This window comes from Haemophilus sp. HMSC066A11 (assembly GCF_001811665.1).
Classification (GTDB): Bacteria; Pseudomonadota; Gammaproteobacteria; order Enterobacterales; family Pasteurellaceae; genus Haemophilus; species Haemophilus influenzae.
The window spans coordinates 35038-59545 of record NZ_KV805873.1 but is presented as its reverse complement, the minus strand read 5'-3'; the positions used below and the strand labels follow the sequence as shown (position 1 = coordinate 59545).

Genomic DNA, 24508 nt, shown 5'->3' with positions numbered 1-24508 from the left:
GAGAGTAGGGCACCGCCAGGTTACCAAATAAAAAATATAAATATAAATCTATCTAAGATAGATAAAATTAAATTAAGTAAAAACAGAATTAAACAAATTAGATAAAGAATAAATATAGAACCCCAGTTTAAGGACTGGGGTTTTTTATTTTAACTAAAATAATTATCTAAATAATTAATTTTATTAATTAGCATATTTCTAATTTTAATGTATTATACTGGTTCCCTAATTCTTAATTTTATATGAATATTATTAATGAAACCAACCTTTCTAGAATTTAGACATCTTAAAACTTTATTGGCTTTAAAAGAGACAGGCAGCGTTTCTCTAGCTGCAAAGCGCGTATATCTAACCCAATCAGCACTTTCTCACCAAATTAAATTAATAGAAGAACAATTTGGCTTGCCTTTATTTGAGCGTAAAAGTAATCCACTTCGTTTTACTTCAGCGGGAGAGCGTTTAATTCGTCTTGCGAATGAAGTAATACCGAAAGTGATTGATGCTGAACGTGATCTTGCACGGGTAAAACACGGCGATGCAGGACAGCTACGTATAGCGGTGGAATGCCATACTTGTTTTGATTGGTTAATGCCAGCGATGGATGAATTCCGTCAGCATTGGGGGCTAGTAGAACTGGATATTGTATCTGGCTTTCATACTGATCCCGTTGGTTTATTACTTTCCCATCGAGCAGATTGGGCGATAGTATCAGAAATAGAGCATAATGATGATGTCATTTTTAAACCGCTCTTTTCTTATGAAATGGTTGGGATTTGCTCAAAAAATCATTCTTTAGTAGAAAAAGATATTTGGGAAGCGGAAGATTTTATTGATGAAACTTGGGTAACTTACCCCGTACCTGACGATATGTTAGATCTATGGCGTAAAGTGCTTAAATCAAAAGGCATTAATCCTACTCGCCGTACAACAGAACTTACTATTGCAATGATTCAACTTGTTGCGAGCAAACGCGGCATTGCCACAGTGCCTTATTGGGCTGCCTTGCCTTATTTGGAAAAAGGTTATGTTGTGGCAAGAAAAATCACAAAAAATGGCTTATACAGCAACTTATATGCCGCGATTCGCAAAGAAGATGAATCCCTTTCTTATTTAGAAGATTTTTATCAAACAGTCAAATCTCAAAGTTTCTCAACTTTACCCGGACTTTCTGTTTTAAATTTATAGATATAATTAATGAATTTATCTCAACAAAATCAACAGCCTAACCCAATTACTGAAGCGGCTAAAGCTGCTTTTCCCTATAGCGTACCAATGATTGCAGGATTTTTATTTCTTGGCATAGCATACGGTATTTATATGAAAGCACTTGGTTTCGGATTTTTATATCCTACTTTGATGGCTTTACTTATTTATGCGGGTTCTGTTGAATTTATTGCAGCAGGCGCACTTATTGCACCTTTCTCTCCAATCAGCGTATTATTAATTACCTTAATGATTAGTGCCCGCCAAATTTTTTATGGCATATCAATGCTAGAAAAATATGGCATACATATAGGAAAAAAACGCTGGTATTTAATCACAACACTTGTAGATGAATCCTTTTCCCTAAATTATATGGCAAAAATCCCACCGCACTTAGATAAAGGCTGGTATATGCTTTTTGTGAGCTTATATTTGCATATTTATTGGGTACTTGGCGCAGCAATGGGGAATTTATTTGGTACTGTTTTACCTTTTAATTTAAAAGGTGTGGAATTTTCAATGACAGCACTATTCTTAGTTATTTTTGCAGAAAATTGGTTAAAAGAAAAATCCCACGAAAGCTCTCTCTTAGGTTTAGGCATCGCATTAGTTTTTTTACTTATTATAGGAAAAGAATATTTTTTAATTCCAACATTAATTGGAATTTGGTTAATTCTAACTATGCGCATAACTAAATTAGAAACAAAATTGGAATCTTTAAAATGACATTAATAGAACAAATCATTACCATCGGAATTTGTATAGTGGCGGTACAATTTACACGTTTATTACCATTTTTTGTATTTCCTGTTAATCGCCCCATTCCACAATATATCCGTTATCTTGGAAAAGTTTTACCCCCTGCAATGTTTGGTATGCTTGTCGTTTATTGCTATAAAAATATTGAGATTTTAACTGGCTATCACGGCATTCCTGATTTGCTTGCAGGGATAGTCGTGCTTGGCTTACATTTCTGGAAGAAAAATATGTTTCTATCTATTGCCGTAGGCACACTTTTCTATATGGCTCTTGTTCAACTTATTTTTATATAATTTTCCCTTGCAAACGGTTGCTTCTTTTTCTTATCTTTTCCTTGCGTTAAAAATCTTTTATCATACCCACCGTTTTTATTTTTAATCAAAGAGAACAAAATAATGGACTTTAATTTTATTGAGTTTTTAGGTTATATGGCGACTTTTTTTGTTGCTGCATCTTTCTTATTTAAATCTATTGTGCATTTACGCATTGTAAATAGTATCGGTGCGATTTTATTTGTTATTTACAGCGTAATTATCACAGCATATCCCGTTGCATTATTAAATGCCTTTTTAGTTGTGGTAAATATTTATCAACTTTGGCGATTAAAACAAGAAAATCTCTCTAAATAAAAGAAAAGCGTTGAATTAAATTTCAACGCTTTTTTTCTGGAAAAGTGCGGTAGAATTTTACCGCACTTTGTCATTTTAATGTTCGCGAGTTTTGTAAAAAACGACATCAGGATAACGTTCTTGAGCTAAATTTAGATTTACCATTGTTGGCGCGATATAGGTTAAATTATCGCCGCCATCTAAGGCTAAATTTTGCTCATTTTTGCGTTTAAATTCTTCAAATTTTTTCTCATCGGCACATTCCACCCAACGAGCCGTGGCAACGTTCACATTTTCATAAATCGCTTCCACGTTATATTCAGTTTTTAAACGCGAAACCACCACATCAAACTGCAACACACCCACAGCCCCCACAATTAAATCGTTGTTTAATAATGGACGAAACACTTGCACTGCACCTTCTTCAGAAAGTTGCACCAAGCCTTTTAACAGTTGTTTTTGTTTAAGAGGATCTTTCAAACGAATACGACGGAACAACTCTGGTGCAAAATTTGGAATGCCTGTAAATTTCAGCGTTTCGCCTTGCGTGAACGTATCGCCAATTTGGATCGTACCGTGATTATGTAAACCAATAATATCACCAGCGTAAGCTTCTTCAGCGTGAGCGCGATCGCCCGCCATAAAAGTCAGCGCATCAGAAATGACCACATCTTTACCAATTCGAACATGTTTTAGTTTCATGCCTTTTTCATATTTGCCTGAAACCACACGCATAAACGCCACTCTATCACGGTGTTTCGGATCCATATTGGCTTGAATTTTAAACACAAAACCACTGAATTTTTCTTCCGCACTTTCCACTGTTCTTGTATCCGCTTGACGAGATTGCGGTTTCGGAGCCCATTGTGTTAAGCCATCAAGGAAATGATCCACCCCAAAATTGCCTAATGCTGTCCCGAAAAATACAGGGGTAAGCTCTCCCTTAATAAAGGCATCTTGCTCAAATTCATTACTTGCGCCTTGCACCAATTCCAATTCATCACGAAGCTGTTGTGCTAAATCATCGCCAACAGCAACGTCTAATTCAGGATTATTCAAGCCTTTAACAACACGCACTGCTTGAATGGTTGAACCCTGCCCTGATTGATATAAATAGGTTTCATCTTTTGCAAGATGATAAACGCCCTTAAACAACTTCCCACAGCCAATTGGCCAAGTAATTGGCGCACAACGAATTTTCAACACATTTTCCACTTCATCTAACAATTCCATCGGATCACGAATATCACGGTCGAGTTTATTCATAAACGTAATAATGGGCGTATCACGTAAACGTGTGACTTCCATCAACTTAATCGTACGTTCCTCCACCCCTTTGGCAGAGTCAATAACCATCAAACAGCTATCCACAGCGGTTAAAGTGCGGTAAGTATCTTCAGAGAAATCTTCGTGTCCGGGGGTATCGAGCAAATTCACTAAACAATCATTATAAGGAAATTGCATCACAGAAGTGGTAATCGAAATCCCACGTTGTTTTTCCATTTCCATCCAGTCAGATTTCGCGTGAGCCGCCGAACCTTTGCCTTTTACAGAACCAGCAGTTTGAATTGCATTGCCGTATAAAAGTACTTTTTCAGTAATCGTTGTTTTACCCGCATCAGGGTGGGAAATAATCGCAAAAGTGCGACGTTTATTAACTTCTTCTAATGGATAACTCATTGTTTCTTCTTCGTTCAATTAAAAATGTGGGCTATTTTCGCTGATTTTAGGTTTTTGCTCAAACGAATTTGCAAATAAAGTGCGGTTGGTTTTCTTAGAAAAATTGGTCGGCTTTGTACAAAGACAAATTTTCGCTTATACTACGCAAGTTTTTTACGCTAACAACATAGGAAAAATTATGGGTTTCTTAACAGGTAAACGCATTTTAGTTACAGGTCTTGCAAGCAATCGTTCCATCGCTTACGGGATCGCAAAATCAATGAAAGAACAAGGCGCAGAACTTGCTTTCACTTATTTAAACGATAAATTACAACCGCGCGTAGAAGAATTTGCCAAAGAATTTGGTTCTGATATCGTGCTTCCTTTAGATGTGGCAACCGATGAAAGCATCCAAAACTGCTTTGCAGAATTAAGTAATCGTTGGGATAAATTTGATGGTTTTGTTCACGCAATCGCATTTGCACCAGGTGATCAATTAGACGGCGATTACGTAAACGCGGCAACTCGTGAAGGCTATCGTATCGCGCACGACATCAGCGCATACAGCTTTGTTGCAATGGCACAAGCGGCACGCCCTTATTTAAATCCAAATGCCGCATTATTAACCCTTTCTTATTTAGGTGCAGAACGTGCAATTCCTAACTACAACGTCATGTGTTTAGCGAAAGCGTCTCTTGAAGCTGCAACGCGCGTGATGGCAGCAGATTTAGGGAAAGAAGGTATTCGTGTGAATGCAATCTCTGCAGGCCCAATCCGCACTTTAGCCGCATCAGGAATTAAAAACTTCAAGAAAATGCTTTCCACCTTTGAAAAAACCGCCGCATTACGTCGCACTGTCACTATCGAAGATGTGGGTAACTCAGCGGCATTTTTATGCTCTGATTTAGCCTCTGGCATTACTGGCGAAATCGTTCACGTTGATGCAGGTTTCAGCATCACTGCAATGGGCGAATTAGGCGAAGAATAATTTTTCTTCCATTCTTTTTAGGCAGGCTTTTCAGTCTGCCTTTTCGCTTTTTTAAAATATAACGATATTTCAAAATAACTATGTTTCAAGATAATCCTCTACTCGCACAACTTAAACAACAAATCTACGACAGCAAAGAGCATGTAGAAGGCGTGGTAAAAAGCACAGATAAAGCCTACGGTTTTTTAGAGTGCGATAAAAAAACCTATTTCATCGCACCGCCATCAATGAAAAAAGTGATGCATGGCGACAAAATCAAAGCCACTATTGAAAAACAAGGCGACAAAGAACAAGCCGAGCCAGAAGCCTTAATTGAGCCAATGCTCACACGTTTTATCGCAAAAGTGCGGTTCAATAAAGACAAGAAATTACAAGTGCTGGTGGATCACCCAAGCATTAATCAACCCATTGGCGCACAACAGGCGAAATCTGTTAAAGAAGAACTGCAAGAGGGCGACTGGGTCGTCGCAAATTTAAAAAACCATCCATTACGTGACGATCGCTTTTTCTACGCCACAATTAATCAATTTATTTGCCGAGCTGATGATGAATTAGCCCCTTGGTGGGTCACATTGGCACGCCACGAACAATCGCGCCATCCCGTGCAAGGCACAGAATCTTATGAAATGTTAGATCAAAAAACACGCGAAAATCTGACCGCACTTCATTTTGTAACCATTGATTCCGAAAGCACAATGGATATGGACGATGCCTTATATATCGAACCCATAGCACAAAACAGCACACAAACAGGCTGGAAATTAGTGGTCGCCATTGCTGACCCAACCGCTTACATCGCCTTAGATTCTCAAATTGAACAAGAAGCCAAACAGCGTTGCTTCACAAATTATTTACCGGGCTTTAACATTCCAATGTTACCCCGTGAATTATCCGATGAATTATGTTCCTTAATCGCCAATGAAACCCGCCCCGCACTTGTCTGTTATATCGAAACCGATCTTGCAGGCAACATCACAGCCAAACCGAATTTTGTTTCCGCTTATGTACAATCTAAAGCCAAACTGACTTACAACAAAGTGTCGGATTATTTAGAACAGGCAGACAATGCATGGCAGCCAGCAACGCCAGAAACAGCACAACAAATTCACTGGCTACATCAATTTACCAAAGCTCGCATTCAATGGCGCAAAACCCATTCCTTATTCTTTAAAGAAAAACCCGATTATGCCTTTGTGCTGGCAGAAAACGGCAAAGTGCAAGAAATCAAAGCAGAATATCGCCGCATTGCCAATCAAATTGTGGAAGAAGCAATGATTATTGCCAACATCTGCGCCGCCCAATTTTTACACGAACAGGCAAAAACAGGCATTTTCAACGCCCACAGCGGTTTTGATAAAAAATACTTAGAAAATGCGCACCATTTCTTAATGGCAAATTTAGCCAATGAACAAAATCAAACTGAACTGGCAGAACGTTATTCAGTAGAAAACTTAGCAACCTTAAACGGCTATTGCCAAATGCGTCACGATATTGAACCCATCGAAAGCGATTATTTAGAACTGCGTTTACGCCGTTATTTAACTTTCGCCGAATTTAAATCAGAATTAGCACCGCACTTTGGTCTTGGTTTAGAAGGCTATGCCACTTGGACATCGCCCATCCGCAAATATTCAGATATGGTTAATCATCGCTTAATCAAAGCCGTGCTGGCAAAACAGCCTTATGAAAAACCACAAAATGACGTGTTGGCACGTTTGCAAGAGTCTCGCCGCCAAAATCGCCTAGTGGAACGTGATATTGCCGATTGGCTATATTGCCGTTATCTTGCTGACAAAGTGGCTGAAAATGTGGAATTTAATGCAGAAGTGCAAGATGTAATGCGTGCAGGCTTACGCGTACAACTGCTCGAAAATGGTGCATCGCTATTTATTCCTGCCGCCACGTTGCACAACAACAAAGAAGAAATACAGCTAAACCCTGACGAACTCGCCCTCTATATAAAAGGCGAACGCACTTACAAAATAGGCGACATTGTGAAAGTGAAACTCACAGAAGTGAAAGAAGCAACTCGCAGTATTGTGGGCGAAATACTTCAATAAATTGCCGTTCCAATATGTTACGGAAGACGGCAAAACCGTTGTGAAAGTGGGCAATGGGTATTACGAAGCCAAGCAAGACGGTTCGGCGGATATGGATAAAAAAGTCAAAAATGGCGAGCTGGTGAAAACTAAAGTGAAATTGGTATCGGCAAACGGTACAAATCCGGTGAAAATCAGCAATGTTGCGGAAGGCACGGAAGATACCGATGCGGTCAGCTTTAAGCAGTTGAAAGCCTTGCAAAACAAACAGGTTACGTTAAGCGCGAGCAATGCTTATGCCAATGGCGGTAGCGATGCCGACGTCGGCAAGGTAACTCAAACTTTAAGCAATGGTTTGAATTTTAAATTTAAATCCACAGACGGCGAGTTGTTGAACATCAAAGCAGACAAGGACACGGTTACCATTACGCGGGCAAGCGGTGCGAATGGTGCGGCGGCGACTGATGCCGACAAGATTAAAGTGGCTTCAGACGGCATTAGCGCGGGTAATAAAGCAGTTAAAAACGTCGCGGCAGGCGAAATTTCCGCCACTTCCACCGATGCGATTAACGGCAGTCAGTTGTATGCCGTGGCAAAAGGGGTAACAAACCTTGCTGGACAAGTGAATAAAGTGGGCAAACGTGCAGATGCAGGTACAGCAAGTGCATTAGCGGCTTCACAGTTACCACAAGCCTCTATGCCGGGTAAATCAATGGTTTCTATTGCGGGAAGTAGTTATCAAGGTCAAAGTGGTTTAGCTATCGGGGTATCAAGAATTTCCGATAATGGCAAATTGATTATTCGCTTGTCAGGCACAACCAATAGCCAAGGTAAAACAGGCGTTGCAGCTGGTGTTGGTTACCAGTGGTAAAGTTTGGATTATCTCTTTCAAAAAGCGGCATTTGCCGCTTTTTTTATGGGTGGTATTATTGTTTCAACCAAATGAATTTGTGTTAAATTTCCTTTTGATGGTTAAAGCGTAATGTTTTTAAATTGAATTAAAAAGATGAAAATAAAGACTTGACAAAATCTATAAATATCCTTTAAAAGAGAGCTGTAACAAAAAAATAACAAATCACATAACATCATATAAAGGGTATCTTATGAATATCGTTCCGATCAGTGAATCGGCGGTGGTTTGCTCTTTGCCACCCCCAGCTTCCATTCAACAACAACGCCAATTATGGGCGTTTGCTCGTCAATTGCAATCAGAACAAGATATTGTAGAAGTTGTCTTGGGAATGAATAATCTTACGGTTTTTACCGATTTTTTCGTGGATTTTAAGCCGCTTGTGCAACGTTTAGAACAACTTTGGGCTGAGTTGAAAGTATCGGATTTTCAAGGGCGTCATATTGAAATTCCTGTTATTTATGGGGGAGAGCGAGGTCAGGATTTATCTGATGTAGCGAAATTTCATCAGACAACACCAGAGCGGATTATTCAGATGCACAGTGAGCCTATTTATACTGTGTATATGATTGGCTTCCAAGCGGGTTTTCCTTATTTGGGTGGTTTACCTGAAAATTTACACACGCCGCGCCGCGCGTCGCCAAGAACGGTTGTTCCTTCTGGTTCTGTTGGTATTGGGGGGCGCAAACGCGCGCAAGATATTTCTAATGCGGTTTTTCCGAAAGCAGGGTATTTTCTTGCTGCGCTGATTGTGATGGGCGGGCTGGCTTTTAATATTGGTAATGTTGGCGGCGCGGGGCTTGGTTTAAATTCTATTTTTGGTATAGCACCAGAAATGGGCGCAGTGATTAGTGGTATTATTGCTATTTTGATTTTTTTGCGTAAAGAAGCAGGCTTATTAATGGATCGTTTTGCGCAATTAATGGGCTTTATTATGGTTGCGCTCACATTTTATGTAATGTTTAAAACTGAACCACCTGTGGCTGAAGCAGCGTATCATTCCTTTATTCCAGAACAAATTGATCCTATTGCTATTGTTACATTAGTGGGGGGAACCGTAGGCGGTTATATTACTTTTGCAGGCGCGCATCGTTTATTAGATGCGGGCATTCAAGGCGAAAAAGCAATGGCTGAAGTGAGCCGTAGTTCTGTTTCAGCCATTTTAATTGCTTCAACAATGCGTGTTGTATTATTTCTTGCGGTGCTTGGTGTGGTCTCAAAAGGTGTGTCTCTTAATCCTAAAAATCCAGCTGAAACGCCTTTTGAATATGTAGCAGGCAATTTTGGTCAAGTGTTATTTGGAGTGGTTATTTGGGCTGCGTCTGTCACATCTGTTATTGGTGCGGCTTATACTTCAGTTTCTTTCTTAACGACCCTTTGTCCAACCATTGAACGCAATCGTAATCGTTGGATTATTGCTTTTATTGTGATTTCTACTGTTGTTTTAGTCACTGTGGGAAAACCTGCTGCGGTATTAGTCTTTGTGGGAACATTAAATGGCTTAATATTGCCAATTGCATTGGCATTAATTTTGTTAGCTGCTTACAGAAGTGATATTGTTGGCACTTATAAACACCCTGTTTTTTTAGCTTTTTCAGGCTGGTTTGTTGTGATTATTATGGCAATATTAAGTGGAAAAACGATTATTTCTTATATTTCTAGTTTTTTTAGCTAACTAATATTTTGTGAAAGAATCTGCATTTCATGATGTTAAATATCAGTCATTGAAATGCAGATTTTATTATTTATTTTTTGCCTAATTGTGGCAATACGGAATCTTTAATTGCGCTTAATAAACCTGTTTGTGCATAGATGCTAAGTTTACCGCGGGTGTCTGATACATCTAAATTACGCATTGTTAATTGACCGATACGATCAATTGGATCAAATGGCGCATCTTCCACTTTTTCCATACTTAAACGCTCTGCTTCGTAGGTTAAGTTTGGCGATTCGGTATTTAAAATTGTGAAGTCGTTACCACGACGAAGTTCAAGGGTTACTGTGCCTGTAATTGCTTTTGCCACCCAACGTTGTGCTGTTTCACGCAACATTAATGCTTGCGGATCAAACCAACGACCTTGATATAACAAACGACCTAAACGAATGCCATTAATACGATATTGTTCGATGGTGTCTTCATTGTGAATACCTGTGACTAAACGTTCGTAAGCGATATGTAATAATGCCATCCCTGGTGCTTCATAAATACCACGAGATTTGGCTTCAATAATACGATTTTCGATTTGGTCTGACATTCCTAAACCATGACGACCACCGATACGATTGGCTTCCAGAATAATATCAACTGCATTATCAAAACGTTTACCATTTAATGCCACAGGGACACCTTCTTCAAAAGTGACGGTGACTGTTTCAGGTTTAATTTCAACCTTTTCATCCCAAAATGCGACACCCATAATCGGCTTAACAATTTTCATTCCTGTGCTTAATTGTTCTAAGTCTTTTGCTTCATGGGTTGCGCCGAGCATATTGGAATCAGTGGAATAGGCTTTTTCAACGGACATTTTATAGTCAAAACCATTTTCGATAAGGAATTGAGACATTTCTAAACGACCGCCAAGTTCTTCAATAAATTGTGCATCTAACCAAGGTTTATAGATTTTTAAATTTGGGTTTGTTAATAAACCATAACGATAGAAACGCTCAATATCATTCCCTTTGAAAGTGGAGCCGTCGCCCCAAATGTTTACATCATCTTCTTTCATTGCTGCAACGAGCATTGTGCCTGTTACTGCGCGACCAAGAGGCGTTGTATTGAAGTAAGGAATGCCGCCTGTAGAAATATGGAATGCACCACATTGAATTGCGGCAATGCCTTCATGAGCAAGCTGAGCACGACAATCAATTAATCGCGCGTTTTCTGCACCATACGCCATGGCTTTTTTAGGGATTGCATTGTAATCATCTTCATCGGGTTGCCCTAAATTAGCGGTGTAGGCATAAGGCACTGCGCCTTTTTGACGCATCCAAAGTAATGCTGCGCTAGTGTCTAAACCACCAGAGAAAGCGATCCCCACTTTTTGTCCTTTAGGTAAATTCTGTAGAATAGTATTTGACATATATTTTCCTTACTAATAATTAGAATTGAATAAATAATCGATTTTTATGAATAAAAATTCGATAAAGTATAACCGCACTTTTCCTCTTTGTCTAGTGTTTTGTACATTAAAAGCAAAAATCTTTATTTAGCTTTATGCATAAAAAATCCTAATTTTCATTTTGTTAATAAATCCAGTGCTTCTTGATATTTATCAACGGTTTTCTGAATAATATTTTCTGGCACTTTTGGTGCGGGAGCTTGTTTATTCCAGCCGCTATTTTCTAACCAATCGCGCACAAATTGTTTATCGAATGATGGGGGATTTGTTCCTGCTTGGTAAGTATCCACAGACCAAAAACGGCTAGAGTCTGGTGTTAATACTTCATCCATTAAGGTAAGCGTGCCATTTTCATCTAAACCAAATTCAAATTTTGTGTCACAAATAATAATCCCTTTAGTCAGTGCATATTCTGCAGCCACGGTATAAAGTGCGATAGCTTTTTCTTTTACTTGTGCGGCTAAATCAGCCCCGATAAGTTTTTCGCATTCTGCATAGCTGATATTTATATCGTGGTTGCCAACTTCTTCTTTGCTTGATGGCGTGAAAATAGCTTCGGGTAATTTACTCGCTTCCACCAAGCCTTCAGGCAATTTTAATCCGCAAATCGTGCCAGTTTGTTTGTAATCTTTTAAACCACTGCCAGTTAAATAACCACGTACGATAGATTCAATTTTAATTGGTGTTAAACGTTTACACACGACGGCGCGATCTTTGATTAAATCCGCTTCTTCTTTTGGTAACACATCATAAACACTCTCACCAGTGAAATGATTGGGCATAATGTGAGCAAGTTTATTAAACCAAAAATTGGAAATTTGAGTTAGGATTTCGCCTTTTCGTGGAATGGGATCATCTAAAATAACATCAAAGGCAGATAAGCGGTCAGAAGCAACCATTAGCATGCGTTTATCATCGATTTCATAGAGATCGCGTACTTTGCCTGAATAGATTTTTTTTAGACTTAAAATGGGGAGTTGTTGTGTCATTGTTTTGCACCTGTATGAAAGTAAAAACTGGTGCGTATTGTACCGCACTTTTAAATCAAATAAAGCAAACGTTTGCTATTTTTAAAAAGAAATAAAAATCCTCTGAAATGTCAGGGGAAGTATAGGGGGAAAATGTTTATTATTGGAAATTTAGTAAATCCTACGGCTTAATTATTGAGCGGGTGGATTGGGATTATCCAATACGTCCCACAGGCTTTCTTGTGGTGGTGTTTCTGTTTCAGTTGTTGGCGTGAGAGAGGGAGATGATGTTTCGCCACAGAAATTCTGACCATTATTTAGCCAAACAGGAATTGTTCGATAACTCTCACAATCCCAGTCACCGTATTGATTTATCCCCACCCATTTCACTGTTGTAGGGGGAGTAATTGTTAATTTTTCAATATTTGTACGGTTTAAATAATCTTTATAAATTTGCAATGCGCCAGAAGCACCAGTCAGTTTTGTTTCGCCGTTATCATCGCGACCAAGCCAGACGGTGCTGATATTTTTTCCGTCAATTCCCACAAACCACGTATCGCGCGATTCATTGGTTGTGCCTGTTTTGCCTGCTAAATGTAAATCAGCGTAATCCTTTTGCAAACTACGTGCAGTGCCTCGTTCAACAGTTTGTTGCATTGCAAATAAGGTTTGGAATGCCGCTTCTTGTGGCACCACTTGTTTTGCACTTTTATCGTGTTGAAAAATTAGGTTACCTTGACGATCTGCAATACTATCGACGGTTGTAAGCACAATTCTCCCACCTTGATTGGCAAGGGTTTGATAAAGTTTTGTGACATCATAAGGCGAGATGGTATAAGAACCGAGCAACATCGCAGGCACTTTAGGAATTTCCACGTTGTCCCAGCCCATCGCTTTTTGCGTGTCAATAACTTTGCTCAAGCCGACTTTCATTCCAATATTCACAGTAGGAATATTTAAAGAACGTGCTAAGGCATCCATTAACATTACTGAACCACTATATTTTTTGTCATAGTTGCGTGGCTGCCACGGAGGACTACCTTTGTCATTAATCGTAATTGGTTGGTTATTAATTGGGGTATTTAAACGGAACTGTTCTGGGTTAGAAAGTGCGGTCAAATAAATAGAAGGTTTTACTAAAGAACCAATCTGACGTTTTGCCATTAATGCACGATTAAAGCCTGCATATTGCGTTTGTAAACCGCCAACTACTGCACGAATTTCGCCTGTGCGATAATCCGTTATAATCATCGCCCCCTCTAAATGGGGATTTTTCGTTTTCAGTTGTAATTGCGAAACGGTATTGACCACTGCATTTTCTGCTTGAGCTTGTTGTTTTAAATCCATTGTGGAAAAAATACGTGCGCCAAGTAAGCTCGATATTTTGTGTTCGCCCAGTTCACGGCGTAAATCTGCTTGTAAAGTTTGAATAAACGCAGGGTATTTACGCGAGATTTGCCCTTTCTTTTGCACACCTAAGGGTCGCTGACTTAATAATTGATAAAGTTCATCGCCGATCATTTTATGTTCAAGCATTAGCTTTAAAACAATGTTGCGACGTTCGAGCGCGTTTTGTGGATTACGCCACGGATTATAAAGTGAAGGCCCTTTGACCATCCCCACTAAAAGGGCAATTTGATCTAAGCTAATTTCACGAATCGAACGTCCAAAATAAAATTGGCTGGCTAATTCAAAACCGTGAATTTGCGTATCGCCATTTTGCCCGAGATAAATTTCATTGAGATAGGTTTCGAGAATTCGGTTTTTATCGTAACGCCAATCTAACACCAATGACATCAAGGCTTCGTTAGCTTTGCGTGTAATGGTGCGTTTGCGTGATAAAAATAAATTTTTCACTAATTGTTGAGTGAGTGTACTGCCGCCCTGTACCGTTTGACCTGCACGAATATTGGCAATTAATGCACGTAAAATCCCCACTGGATTAATGCCATTATGTTCATAAAAGCGGCGATCTTCCGTTAAAATTAATGTATCAATTAATAAACGGGGATAATTTTGTAAAGGAATAGCAAGGCGATCTTCGTTGTCTGATTGCAACATCGCAATCAACTTTGGTGCAAGACGAAATTCATCAACAGTTTTGACCGTCACTAAATCTTCAATGCGAGATAACTTATTATTGTTAAAACGCAAGCGTAAAACTCGCTGAGGTTCTGCTTTATCGGGGAAAGGAAAAGCACGGCGAAATACTACAATGCTATCATCTTCTAATTTGAAATCGCCAGGGGCGGCAACCATTGTAGTTTGGCGATATTCGTTATCTAATAAAATTTGAATGACTTCATCAAAAGCGAGATTATCGGCAATTTTCACACTTTCTAAGCGACTATAAACTTCCGCAGGCAAATGCCAAATTTGACCGTCCATTTTAGAACGAATTTGCCAATCAAGATAACCGCCGTAAAAAATCGTTAAGACAAGTGCAGTGAAACTAAATTTAAGTAAAAAACCTTTAAAAGTGCGGTTATTTTTTGGCGTGTTTTTCGATGATTTTTTAGCGGAGTGTTGAGAAGTCATAGTGAGTTAAGCAATAAAATCAACATAAGATTGGAGAAAATGAATAAAATCTTGCGTACCGCAAAAAGCAAGGCTTTCTTCGTCATAATAATGGAAATCTTGTTCTAAAATTTCATCTGATTCAATGGCGAGATTGTTGGCACGCACCATTACTTCATCAGCATTTAAAAATAATGTATATTCCGCACCGACTAAGACTTTTTCTTGATTTTCAATAAGTGATTTTGCAGTGGAAAGTGCGGTTAAAATCTTGTCTGAATTTGACCGGACTTCTGTGTTGAACCAGTTAGCAAGGGCAATGTGTTCCATTGAACATTTGACAGATACATTGCCTTGATAATGTGTAAATTGAAAATCCATCTTAGATACTAAAGGATGAACCACAGCCACAAGTGCTGGTGGCATTTGGATTATTTACAGTAAAACGTGAACCCTCTAAACCCTCAGTATAATCGACTGTACCGCCGATTAAATACTGTAAGCTCATCGGGTCAATCACAAGTTGAACCCCTGATTTTTCAATGGTTAAATCGCCGTCATTGACTTTTTCATCAAAGGTAAAACCATATTGGAAACCGCTGCAACCACCCCCTGTGATATACACGCGTAATTTCAAATCAGTATTTTCTTCTTCGCTGATTAAACTTTTTACTTTATTTGCCGCTGCATCAGTAAATGTCAGTGGCACCGCAATATCATCTATCATAACTATTTCCTACTTTCCTAAAATTTCAATCCCGCCATTATCTAATAACCCTTTACTCCATTCAAGTGTAATCCAGTTTTTTCCTAGAAATCGTGCTATAATCTCGCAAAGTTTTTTCAAAAAAGTGAGATAAAAATGGCTATTCCAATTAGAACTGAAAAAGAAATTGTAAAACTGCGTGAGGCCTGCAAATTGGCTTCGGATGTGCTGGTGATGATTGAACCTTACGTAAAAGCAGGTGTAACTACAGGTGAACTTGATCGAATTTGCCATGAATATATGGTAAATGAACAAAAGGTTATTCCTGCTTGTTTGAATTATCACGGTTTCCCAAAGGCGACCTGTATTTCCATTAACGAAGTCGTTTGTCACGGTATTCCAAGTGACGATAAAGTGTTAAAAAATGGCGATATTGTGAATATTGATGTTACCGTGATTAAAGACGGTTATTTTGGCGATAACTCAAAAATGTATATCGTGGGCGGAGAAACAAATATTCGTAGTAAAAAATTAGTGGAAGCGGCACAAGAAGCATTATATGTTGGGATACGCACTGTAAAACCCGATATTCGTTTAAATGAAATAGGTAAAGCTGTGCAAAAATATACGGAAAGCCAGACTTTCAGCGTTGTGCGTGAATATTGCGGACACGGCGTTGGTACGGAATTTCACTGCGAACCTCAAGTATTGCATTATTACGCCGATGATGGCGGTGTAATTTTAAAACCCGGAATGGTGTTTACCATTGAGCCAATGATTAATGCGGGCAAAAAAGAAGTGCGCGTAATGGGAGATGGTTGGACAGTAAAAACCAAAGATCGCAGCCATTCAGCACAATATGAACATCAACTTGTTGTCACCGAAACTGGTTGTGAAGTGATGACTATTCGCGATGAAGAAATTGCAGAAGGGCGAATTTCACGGATTATGGTGAATGTGTAATTGACATTAAATTATAAGATAAGGGCGTAGATATACGCCCTTTTTGTTTTTCTTTATAATAAAACGACTTAGATCTAATAAAAGGCAATTCATATGCTGTTTTCTCCGACGCTATCTTCTCCTTTAACGCCAAGTGCGGTCAAAATTGAGCGAGAAAATCTCAAGCAATTTGAGCTCGAGAATTTTTCTTGTTATTCCATTTTTGAGCTTATTGAAAATCGCTGTGATTTTTATGATGCCTTATTGATTCAACTTTGGCAGGAAATGGAGTTAAGTGAACAACAGGAGATTTCTTTAATTGCGGTGGGCGGTTATGGACGGCGTGATATGTTTCCTTTGTCGGATTTAGATTTTTTGATTTTAGTCGAGCAAACCCCAATCCCTGAGATTGAAGAAAAAATTACTCAATTTATCCAATTTTTATGGGATTGTGGCTTTGAGGTGGGAAATAGTGTTCGAACCTTAGCACAATGCGAATCGGAAGGAAAACAAGATATTACGATTGCCACCAATTTATTAGAAGCAAGATTTCTCACTGGAAATCGACCGCACTTTGATGCGCTAAATGAATTGGTAAAACGTGCTGATTTTTGGTCGAAAGAAGATTTTTTTAATGCCAAAGTGCAAGAGCAAATAGAACGTTATCAGCGTTATCACAATACGGCTTATAACCTTGAGCCAGATATTAAGTACAGCCCTGGTGGCTTGCGTGATTTGCATTTGTTGTATTGGGTGGCGTTGCGTCATTCGGGGGCTTTGACTCTTGAGGCCATTTTACAAAGTGGTTTTATTTATCCTCAAGAATATCAGCAACTACAAGAAAGCCGTGCATTTTTATTTAAAGTGCGGTTCGCTTTGCATTTGATTTTGAAACGTTACGATAATCGTCTGTTGTTTGATCGCCAAATTAAAGTTAGTGAATTGTTGGGCTTTCGAGGGGAAGGCAATCCAGCTGTGGAAAAAATGATGAAATGTTTTTTCCAAGCATTGCACCGAATTTCGCTGATTAGTAATTTGCTGATTCAGCATTATCGAGAAAATGTGCTTTCATCAAATAAGGCTACTGTGATTGACCAATTAGACGATGATTTTCAACTGATTAATCAATGTTTATGTTTGCGTAATAGTCGTGTTTTTCAAGAAAAACCAGCGCGAATTTTAGATCTATTCTTTTATTTAACGCAGTACGAACAGGCCAATATTCATTCTGATACTTTGCGTCAATTACAAATTTCCTTAGATCAATTACCACAAAAATTATGCGAAATTCCTGCAGCTCGAGAAAAATTTCTACGTTTGTTTAATCAACCTAATGCAATTAAGCGTGCGTTTATGCCGATGCACCAATATGGCGTATTAACAGCTTATCTTCCGCAATGGCAAGCCATTGAGGGCTTAATGCAATTTGATTTGTTCCATATTTATACGGTGGATGAGCATACATTGCGCGTGATGTTGAAATTGGAAAGTTTTCTGTCACAGGAAAGTGCACAAGAACATCCTATTGCTCATCGAATTTTTAGCCAACTTTCTGACCGCACTTTACTTTATATTGCGGCGTTGTTCCACGATATTGCAAAAGGGCGGGGCGGTGATCACGCAGAACTTGGCGCAGAAGATGTGGCAGACTTTGCGCAATTACATGGTTTAGATCGCCGAGAAATTGATACCCTTGCTTGGCTAGTTCAATCCCATTTGCTGATGTCAATTACGGCACAACGCCGTGATATTCATGATCCTGAAGTGGTTATGAATTTTGCGGAAGCCGTGCAAAATCAAGTTCGATTAGATTATCTGACCTGTTTAACGGTGGCGGATATTTGTGCAACCAATGGTAATTTATGGAATAGCTGGAAACGTTCGCTTTTTGCCTCTTTATATGAATTTACAGGACGGCAATTTTCACAAGGCATGAAAGAATTGCTTGATTATTCAGAAAAATCGGCAGAAAACCGAAAACTTGCACAGCAAATTTTAACGCAGGATTATTCCGATATTGCACCAATCTCTATTGAGAAATTATGGACTCGTTGTCCAGAAGATTATTTTGTGCGTAATACGCCAAAACAAATTGCGTGGCATACAAGTTTGCTGGTGGATTTCGTTGAGGCATTATTAGTGAAAATTAGTAATCGCTTTTCACTTGGCGGCACAGAAGTGTTTATTTATTGCCAAGACCAACCGCACTTATTTAATAAAGTGGTGAGTACCATTGGCGCAAAAAAATTCAGTATCCACGATGCGCAGATTATTACGACACAAGATGGTTATGTTTTTGATAGCTTTATCATCACAGAACTTAACGGTGAATTAGTGGAATTTGATCGTCGCCGAGAACTAGAGCAAGCTCTAACATTAGCCCTTCAAAGTGAAAAATTGCCCGCACTTTCTATTACGCCGAATCGTCAGCTTCAACATTTTATTGTACAAACCGACGTGCGTTTTTTACATGAAAACAAAAAAGAACATACTGAAATGGAACTGGTTGCCTTGGATAAACCCGGTTTATTAGCCCAAGTGAGCCAGATTTTTACTGAGTTAAATCTAAATTTATTAAATGCGAAAATTACCACCGTAGGCGAAAAAGCCGAGGATTTTTTTATTTTGACGAACCAATTTGGGCAAGCTCTGGATTCTCAACAAAGAGAAATATTACGTAACGTGCTGTATCGAAATATTGGATAGTCCTTTTTATAAAAATATATTTCTAGGTAAATTTGCCTTATGTTATCCTTTACAAAAAATTTTAGGGTCACACTATGCTGAGTATTTTTGTTACTTTTCTTGGTGCATTTTTAACATTGATTGTGATGCGACCACTTGCCAATTGGATTGGATTAGTTGATAAGCCAAACTATCGTAAACGTCATCAAGGCACAATTCCACTAATCGGTGGCGTATCGCTTTTTGTTGGAAATCTTTGCTATTATTTGATGGAATGGGATCAACTTCGATTACCGTATCTTTATTTGTTCAGTATTTTTGTTTTATTGGCGATTGGGATTTTAGATGATCGCTTTGATATTAGCCCTTTTTTAAGAGCAGGCATTCAAGCAATATTGGCGATTTTAATGATCGATCTTGGGAATATTTATCTTGATCATCTTGGTCAAATTTTAGGGCCTTTCCAATTAACGCTCGGTTCAATTGGTTTGATTATTACCGTTTTTGCTACTATTGCGATTATTAATGCCTTTAATATGATTGATGGTATTGATGGATTGCTTGGGGGACTCTCTTGTGTTTCTTTTGCCGCGATTGGTATTTTAATGTATCGAGATGGGCAAATGGATATGGCGCATTGGAGTTTTGCTTTAATCGTATCGATTTTACCTTATTTGATGCTCAATCTAGGGATTCCATTTGGACCAAAATATAAGGTGTTTATGGGGGATGCTGGGAGTACATTAATTGGCTTTACCATTATTTGGATTTTGTTATTGAGTACGCAAGGAAAAGGGCATCCGATGAATCCAGTAACCGCACTTTGGATTATTGCGATTCCTTTGATTGATATGGTTGCGATTATTTATCGCCGTGTACGTAAAGGTAAAAGCCCATTCCGTCCAGATCGTTTACATGTTCATCATTTAATGGTAAGAGCGGGTTTAACATCAAGACAAGCCTTTTTATTGATTACGTTTGTTTCTGCAGTTTGTGCAACTATCGGTATTTTAGGGGAAGTTTATTATGTGAATGAGTGGGCGATGTTTGTTGGCTTTTTCATTTTATTTTTCCTTTATGTCTATTCAATTACGCATGCATGGCGAATTACCCGTTGGGTAAGAAGAATGAAACGTCGTGCAAAACGGTTGAAGAAAGCATAAAAAAATAAAGGCTTGTGTTATTAAATCACAAGCCTTTATTTTTTGAGAAAATTCACCGCACTTTTTAAGATTTTGGTGATCTATTTTTGTAGATAGAAAAAATCCCCAGCCTTTTGGTTGGGGATTGAAATCTGGAGCGGGAAACGAGGCTCGAACTCGCGACCCCGACCTTGGCAAGGTCGTGCTCTACCAACTGAGCTATTCCCGCAGTTCACATCAGTGAATGAACCCACATTATACAAATATTTTTAGGGCTTGCAAGGGCAATTTCATAAAAAGAAATTTTTTGTTGAAGTTTTCGTCAATCTAATTTTATGAAGTGTCCGCGATAATAAGCCAGCTCTTTAATGGATTCTCGAATGTCATCTAGCGCTAAATGCGTATTCTCTTTTTTAAAGCCTTCTAAAATTTCAGGTTTCCAACGTGCTGCAAGTTCTTTTAATGTGCTCACGTCTAAATGACGATAATGAAAATAATCGGCTAAATCTGGCATATATTTCACTAAGAATCGTTTATCTTGGGCAATGCTGTTACCGCAAATTGGCGATGCACCTTTGGGAACCCACTTTTTTAAAAAGTCTAAGGTTTGTAATTCTGCTGCTCGTTCGGTAAGTTTGCTGGCTTTTACGCATTCAATTAAGCCGTTTTCACTATGCGTTTTTTGGCACCAATCATTCATTTTATTGAGTAATTCATCAGGCTGATGAACCGCTAATACTGGGCCCTCTGCCAAAATATTTAAATTTTTATCTGTCACAATAGTCGCAATTTCAATAATACGTTCTTTTTCCGGTTCTAAACCAGTCATTTCTAAATCAATCCAAATAAGATTTTGTTTATCGAATGACATAATATCAGGTATCCTATGCAAAAATTTTTTTCATTTTACCAAAAACAAGGGAAAAAACGACCGCACTTTTATGGCTAAACGTAAATTAACTAAAAACCAAACTCGAAGAATTCAATCAAATAATGCGAAAACATTACATCGCCACAAGAAAAAAGACATTGAATGGTCAGATGAAATGCTGGGCGAATCGCAAGAAGGCGTTGTTGTCACGCGTTATTCGATTCATGCAGATGTCGAAAATGAACAAGGCGAAATTTATCGTTGTAATTTGCGTCGTACCTTGTCGAGTTTGGTGGTGGGAGATAAAGTTGTTTGGCGTAAAGGCAATGAACAATTACAAGGTGTGAGCGGCGTGATTGAGGCGATCCATCCCCGAGAAAATGAAATTTCCCGCCCTGATTATTATGATGGTTTGAAACCCATCGCGGCGAATATTGATCGTATTATTATTGTATCAGCGGTGTTACCAACGCTTTCCTTAAATATTATCGATCGTTATCTTGTTGTGTGTGAAATTGCGGGAATCACGCCTCTCATTGTTTTGAATAAAGTGGATTTACTGGCGCAGGAACAGCGTCAAGAAATTGAAGAACAACTTAAAATTTACCAAGATATTGGCTATGAAATTTTAATGATTTCAGCAAAGAGCGGTGAAAATATGGAAAAATTGACCGCACTTTTGGCACAAGGCACGGCGATTTTTGTTGGGCAATCTGGTGTTGGTAAATCGAGTTTAATTAATCATATTTTGCCTAGCGTAAACGCTCAAGTAGGGGATGTGAGCGAAACATCAGGGTTAGGGCAGCATACCACGACATCGTCACGTCTTTACCATTTGCCACAAGGCGGTAATTTAATTGATTCGCCCGGAATTAGAGAATTTGGCCTTTGGCATTTAGATGCAGAGCAAATCACAAAAGGCTATCGAGAATTTCAATATGTTTTGGGCACCTGTAAATTCCGTGATTGTAAACATTTGAGCGACCCTGGATGTGCGTTACGTGAAGCCGTTGAGCAAGGCAAAATTTCGCCTATTCGTTATGATAACTATCATCGATTAATTGAAAGTTTAAGTGAAACAAAATCACAACGTCATTTTTCATTAGTTTAACGATTGAGATTGTGAATAATAAATAAACTATTTAGCTTATTTTTATGATTTAATTCAGGCTTTTTAGTGTTTATTCTTGATTATTTTGCTTTGAAAAAGGATACTAGGGCAATTTTCTGGTTTTATATTTTTAATTATTGATTAGTCGAGGTAGCATTATGTATTCAAAAGATGTGGAAATTATTGCGTCAAACGGTTTACACACGCGCCCTGCTGCACAATTTGTGAAAGAAGCGAAAGCATTTTCTTCTGAAATTACAGTAACCTCTGGGGGGAAAAGTGCAAGTGCAAAGAGCTTATTTAAGTTGCAAACATTAGCTTTAACGCAGGGAACAATACTTACCATTTCTGCTGATGGAGAAGACGAGCAACAGGCAGTTGAACATTTAGTCGCGTTAATTCCAACTTTAGAATAATTCTTACTTAGCCATAAAATTGTGAAATTTTATGGCTATTGTTTATTTATTACTTTGTTAATTGTTTCGGAAGGTATCTATGATTTCTGGCATTCTCGCATCCCCAGGTATTGCCTTTGGTAAGGCACTTGTTCTTAAAGAAGAAAAGATTGTTCTTGATACACAAAAAATTACTGATGATCAAATTGACGCAGAAGTCGCTCGGTTTTACGAAGGACGTGCTGCGGCGGTAGAACAACTTAATTCAATTAGAGAACGTGCATTAATTTCTTTAGGCGAAGAAAAAGCGGCAATCTTTGAAGGTCACTTGATGATTCTTGAGGATGAAGAATTAGAAGAAGAAATTCTTGATTATCTTCGTTCAAATAAAGTGAATGCAGGCGTTGCGGCGAGTAAAATTTTAGATCAACAAGTGACAATGTTATCTGAAATTGATGATGAATATTTGAAAGAACGTGCAGGCGATATTCGGGATATTGCTAACCGTTTAGTTAAAAATATTTTGGGAATGTACATTGTTGATCTTGGTGATATTCAGGAAGAATCTATTCTTGTTGCTTATGATCTGACTCCCTCAGAAACAGCTCAACTTAATCTTGAAAAAGTATTAGGGGTTGTCACTGATATTGGTGGTAGAACCTCACATACTTCTATTATGGCGCGTTCTTTAGAATTGCCAGCGATTGTCGGCACAAATAAAGTGACTAAATTAGTCAATACGGGCGATTATTTAATTTTAGATGCTATCAATAACCAAGTTTATATTAACCCAACAGCATCTCAGATTGATGAATTAAAAGCACTTGAAGCGAAAATTTCTGAGGAAAAAGCAGAGTTAGCTAAATTAAAAGATCTTCCTGCAATCACATTAGATGGACATAAGGTTGATGTGGTTGCGAATATCGGGACGATTCGTGATTGTGACGGCGCAGAACGTAATGGAGCGGAAGGGATTGGGCTATACCGAACTGAATTCTTATTTATGGATCGTGAACAGCTTCCCACAGAAGAAGAACAATTTATTGCCTATAAACAAGTGGTAGAAGCAATGAACGGACGTTTAACCGTGCTTCGTACTATGGATATTGGTGGCGATAAAGAGCTTCCATATTTAGATTTACCAAAAGAAATGAATCCATTCTTGGGATGGCGTGCGATTCGCATTGCGTTAGATCGCCGTGAAATTTTAAATGCACAATTACGCGCGGTGTTACGTGCTTCAGCGTTTGGTAAATTGGCGGTAATGTTCCCGATGATTATTTCTGTAGAAGAAATTCGGGAATTAAAAGCGGTTATTGAAACATTAAAAGCGGAATTACGTGAAGAGGGGAGACTGTTTGATAATAATATCCAAGTTGGTGTAATGGTAGAAACCCCCTCTGCCGCAGTAAATGCAAAATTTTTAGCAAAAGAAGTGGATTTCTTTAGTATCGGTACTAACGATTTAACTCAATATACTTTGGCTGTAGATCGCGGTAATGAGTTTATTTCCCATCTTTATAATCCGATGCACCCCTCTGTGCTTGGTTTAATTAAACAAGTGATTGATGCCTCTCACGCAGAAGGAAAATGGACGGGAATGTGTGGGGAATTAGCAGGAGATGAACGTGCGACTTTATTATTGCTTGGTATGGGATTAGATGAATTTAGTATGAGTGCGATTTCTGTACCTCGAATTAAAAAATTAATCCGTAATGTGAATTTTCAAGATGCAAAAGTGCTTGCTGATGCCGCATTACAAAAACCGACCGCTGCAGAAATTGATCAATTAATTGAAGAATTTTTGCTGGAAAATTCATTAAATTAAACAAAAGTATTTGATTTTACGTTAAAATAGCAACCATCTTGAATGGATAGGAGATTAA

General features: G+C 38.5%; 19 protein-coding genes, 1 tRNA gene and 3 pseudogenes. 15 read left to right on the top strand and 8 right to left on the bottom strand.

The features are described 5' to 3' along the window. The first annotated feature begins 255 nt into the window (after positions 1 to 255). The 4 genes from HMPREF2813_RS06805 to HMPREF2813_RS06790 all read left to right on the top strand — a co-directional run bounded on the left by HMPREF2813_RS06805 (position 256) and on the right by HMPREF2813_RS06790 (position 2591). The gene (locus HMPREF2813_RS06805) at positions 256 to 1185 is read left to right on the top strand and encodes a LysR family transcriptional regulator (RefSeq protein ID WP_005688068.1); all 930 of its coding nucleotides are present in this window, start codon (positions 256 to 258) and stop codon (positions 1183 to 1185) included. A gap of 9 nt (positions 1186 to 1194) precedes the next feature. Continuing rightward, complete coding sequence (gene azlC, locus HMPREF2813_RS06800; protein ID WP_014550642.1) at positions 1195 to 1929, top strand: azaleucine resistance protein AzlC; 735 nt, start codon at positions 1195 to 1197, stop codon at positions 1927 to 1929. Beyond that, complete coding sequence (locus HMPREF2813_RS06795) at positions 1926 to 2255, top strand: branched-chain amino acid transporter permease (RefSeq protein ID WP_005658306.1); 330 nt, start codon at positions 1926 to 1928, stop codon at positions 2253 to 2255. The genes azlC and HMPREF2813_RS06795 overlap by 4 nt, the downstream gene beginning before the upstream one ends. Positions 2256 to 2357: 102 nt before the next feature. After that, positions 2358 to 2591, top strand: coding sequence for a YgjV family protein (locus tag HMPREF2813_RS06790; RefSeq protein ID WP_005649925.1), 234 nt, complete (start codon positions 2358 to 2360; stop codon positions 2589 to 2591). A 75-nt stretch (positions 2592 to 2666) separates the two neighbouring features. Here HMPREF2813_RS06790 and prfC read toward each other — a convergent pair whose 3' ends face one another. Then, positions 2667 to 4250 carry a peptide chain release factor 3 gene (gene prfC / locus HMPREF2813_RS06785; protein WP_013525630.1) on the bottom strand — a complete coding sequence of 528 codons (1584 nt, stop codon included), beginning with the start codon at positions 4248 to 4250 and terminating at the stop codon, positions 2667 to 2669. A gap of 178 nt (positions 4251 to 4428) precedes the next feature. Here prfC and HMPREF2813_RS06780 point away from each other — a divergent pair, with 178 nt between their 5' ends. The 5 genes and pseudogenes from HMPREF2813_RS06780 to HMPREF2813_RS09640 all read left to right on the top strand — a co-directional run. Next, the gene (locus HMPREF2813_RS06780; protein ID WP_014550643.1) at positions 4429 to 5217 is read left to right on the top strand and encodes an enoyl-ACP reductase FabI; all 789 of its coding nucleotides are present in this window, start codon (positions 4429 to 4431) and stop codon (positions 5215 to 5217) included. Positions 5218 to 5297: 80 nt separating this feature from the next. Next, positions 5298 to 7277, top strand: coding sequence for an exoribonuclease II (gene rnb, locus HMPREF2813_RS06775; RefSeq protein WP_014550644.1), 1980 nt, complete (start codon positions 5298 to 5300; stop codon positions 7275 to 7277). A 1-nt stretch (position 7278) separates the two neighbouring features. Beyond that, positions 7279 to 8127 (top strand): annotated as a pseudogene (locus HMPREF2813_RS10155) (YadA family autotransporter adhesin); the annotation flags it as partial. 232 nt (positions 8128 to 8359) lie between these two features. Continuing rightward, a pseudogene (gene pxpB, locus HMPREF2813_RS09960) lies at positions 8360 to 8848 on the top strand (5-oxoprolinase subunit PxpB); the annotation flags it as partial. A gap of 3 nt (positions 8849 to 8851) precedes the next feature. Then, a pseudogene (locus HMPREF2813_RS09640) lies at positions 8852 to 9841 on the top strand (NRAMP family divalent metal transporter); the annotation flags it as partial. Between the two features lie 70 nt (positions 9842 to 9911). On the opposite strand, the gene argG reads toward HMPREF2813_RS09640, so the two are convergent. The 5 genes from argG to erpA all read right to left on the bottom strand — a co-directional run bounded on the left by argG (position 9912) and on the right by erpA (position 15497). After that, on the bottom strand, positions 9912 to 11246 hold the full coding sequence (argG, locus tag HMPREF2813_RS06755; protein ID WP_014550647.1) for an argininosuccinate synthase: 1335 nt from the start codon (positions 11244 to 11246) through the stop codon (positions 9912 to 9914). Positions 11247 to 11401: 155 nt separating this feature from the next. Then, on the bottom strand, positions 11402 to 12274 hold the full coding sequence (locus HMPREF2813_RS06750) for a phosphoribosylaminoimidazolesuccinocarboxamide synthase (protein WP_014550648.1): 873 nt from the start codon (positions 12272 to 12274) through the stop codon (positions 11402 to 11404). A gap of 171 nt (positions 12275 to 12445) precedes the next feature. Beyond that, positions 12446 to 14791 carry a penicillin-binding protein 1B gene (mrcB, locus tag HMPREF2813_RS06745; protein ID WP_014550649.1) on the bottom strand — a complete coding sequence of 782 codons (2346 nt, stop codon included), beginning with the start codon at positions 14789 to 14791 and terminating at the stop codon, positions 12446 to 12448. A gap of 6 nt (positions 14792 to 14797) precedes the next feature. Next, positions 14798 to 15151, bottom strand: coding sequence for a YacL family protein (locus HMPREF2813_RS06740; protein ID WP_011272764.1), 354 nt, complete (start codon positions 15149 to 15151; stop codon positions 14798 to 14800). Between the two features lies 1 nt (position 15152). After that, complete coding sequence (gene erpA / locus HMPREF2813_RS06735) at positions 15153 to 15497, bottom strand: iron-sulfur cluster insertion protein ErpA (RefSeq protein WP_005654936.1); 345 nt, start codon at positions 15495 to 15497, stop codon at positions 15153 to 15155. A gap of 135 nt (positions 15498 to 15632) precedes the next feature. Between erpA and map the strand changes: the two genes are divergently transcribed. The 3 genes from map (at position 15633) to wecA (ending at position 20266) form a co-directional block, all read left to right on the top strand. Next, positions 15633 to 16439 (top strand): type I methionyl aminopeptidase, encoded by an 807-nt coding sequence (gene map / locus HMPREF2813_RS06730; RefSeq protein ID WP_005649958.1) that lies wholly within the window; start codon positions 15633 to 15635, stop codon positions 16437 to 16439. A gap of 93 nt (positions 16440 to 16532) precedes the next feature. Next, on the top strand, positions 16533 to 19124 hold the full coding sequence (glnD, locus tag HMPREF2813_RS06725; RefSeq protein WP_014550650.1) for a bifunctional uridylyltransferase/uridylyl-removing protein GlnD: 2592 nt from the start codon (positions 16533 to 16535) through the stop codon (positions 19122 to 19124). Between the two features lie 74 nt (positions 19125 to 19198). Further along, positions 19199 to 20266: a UDP-N-acetylglucosamine--undecaprenyl-phosphate N-acetylglucosaminephosphotransferase gene (gene wecA, locus HMPREF2813_RS06720; protein WP_005688044.1), complete on the top strand. Its 1068-nt coding sequence runs from the start codon at positions 19199 to 19201 to the stop codon at positions 20264 to 20266. Between the two features lie 132 nt (positions 20267 to 20398). On the opposite strand, the gene HMPREF2813_RS06715 is transcribed toward wecA, so the two are convergent. Further along, a tRNA-Gly gene (locus tag HMPREF2813_RS06715) sits at positions 20399 to 20474 on the bottom strand. Between the two features lie 93 nt (positions 20475 to 20567). Next, the gene (gene orn / locus HMPREF2813_RS06710) at positions 20568 to 21116 is read right to left on the bottom strand and encodes an oligoribonuclease (protein ID WP_014550651.1); all 549 of its coding nucleotides are present in this window, start codon (positions 21114 to 21116) and stop codon (positions 20568 to 20570) included. A gap of 70 nt (positions 21117 to 21186) precedes the next feature. On the opposite strand from orn, the gene rsgA reads away from it, so the two are divergent. The 3 genes from rsgA (at position 21187) to ptsI (ending at position 24450) form a co-directional block, all read left to right on the top strand. Continuing rightward, complete coding sequence (rsgA, locus tag HMPREF2813_RS06705) at positions 21187 to 22227, top strand: small ribosomal subunit biogenesis GTPase RsgA (protein WP_042601535.1); 1041 nt, start codon at positions 21187 to 21189, stop codon at positions 22225 to 22227. Between the two features lie 158 nt (positions 22228 to 22385). Further along, a complete protein-coding gene (locus tag HMPREF2813_RS06700; protein WP_005649965.1) occupies positions 22386 to 22643 on the top strand; it encodes an HPr family phosphocarrier protein in 258 nt (85 codons plus the stop codon). Positions 22644 to 22722: 79 nt separating this feature from the next. Next, positions 22723 to 24450, top strand: a complete 1728-nt coding sequence (gene ptsI, locus HMPREF2813_RS06695) for a phosphoenolpyruvate-protein phosphotransferase PtsI (RefSeq protein WP_014550653.1) — start codon at positions 22723 to 22725, stop codon at positions 24448 to 24450. Positions 24451 to 24508 lie beyond the last annotated feature (58 nt).

Coding starts and splice junctions, on each gene's coding strand:
- rsgA (WP_042601535.1), top strand. CDS start 21,187: ATGGCTAAACGTAAATTAACTAAAAACCAAACTCGAAGAATTCAATCA.
- HMPREF2813_RS06700 (WP_005649965.1), top strand. CDS start 22,386: ATGTATTCAAAAGATGTGGAAATTATTGCGTCAAACGGTTTACACACG.
- glnD (WP_014550650.1), top strand. CDS start 16,533: ATGCTGTTTTCTCCGACGCTATCTTCTCCTTTAACGCCAAGTGCGGTC.
- HMPREF2813_RS06740 (WP_011272764.1), bottom strand. CDS start 15,151: ATGGATTTTCAATTTACACATTATCAAGGCAATGTATCTGTCAAATGT.
- HMPREF2813_RS06750 (WP_014550648.1), bottom strand. CDS start 12,274: ATGACACAACAACTCCCCATTTTAAGTCTAAAAAAAATCTATTCAGGC.
- map (WP_005649958.1), top strand. CDS start 15,633: ATGGCTATTCCAATTAGAACTGAAAAAGAAATTGTAAAACTGCGTGAG.
- wecA (WP_005688044.1), top strand. CDS start 19,199: ATGCTGAGTATTTTTGTTACTTTTCTTGGTGCATTTTTAACATTGATT.
- HMPREF2813_RS06780 (WP_014550643.1), top strand. CDS start 4,429: ATGGGTTTCTTAACAGGTAAACGCATTTTAGTTACAGGTCTTGCAAGC.
- ptsI (WP_014550653.1), top strand. CDS start 22,723: ATGATTTCTGGCATTCTCGCATCCCCAGGTATTGCCTTTGGTAAGGCA.
- erpA (WP_005654936.1), bottom strand. CDS start 15,497: ATGATAGATGATATTGCGGTGCCACTGACATTTACTGATGCAGCGGCA.
- rnb (WP_014550644.1), top strand. CDS start 5,298: ATGTTTCAAGATAATCCTCTACTCGCACAACTTAAACAACAAATCTAC.
- HMPREF2813_RS06795 (WP_005658306.1), top strand. CDS start 1,926: ATGACATTAATAGAACAAATCATTACCATCGGAATTTGTATAGTGGCG.
- mrcB (WP_014550649.1), bottom strand. CDS start 14,791: ATGACTTCTCAACACTCCGCTAAAAAATCATCGAAAAACACGCCAAAA.
- argG (WP_014550647.1), bottom strand. CDS start 11,246: ATGTCAAATACTATTCTACAGAATTTACCTAAAGGACAAAAAGTGGGG.
- orn (WP_014550651.1), bottom strand. CDS start 21,116: ATGTCATTCGATAAACAAAATCTTATTTGGATTGATTTAGAAATGACT.
- HMPREF2813_RS06805 (WP_005688068.1), top strand. CDS start 256: ATGAAACCAACCTTTCTAGAATTTAGACATCTTAAAACTTTATTGGCT.
- azlC (WP_014550642.1), top strand. CDS start 1,195: ATGAATTTATCTCAACAAAATCAACAGCCTAACCCAATTACTGAAGCG.
- prfC (WP_013525630.1), bottom strand. CDS start 4,250: ATGAGTTATCCATTAGAAGAAGTTAATAAACGTCGCACTTTTGCGATT.
- HMPREF2813_RS06790 (WP_005649925.1), top strand. CDS start 2,358: ATGGACTTTAATTTTATTGAGTTTTTAGGTTATATGGCGACTTTTTTT.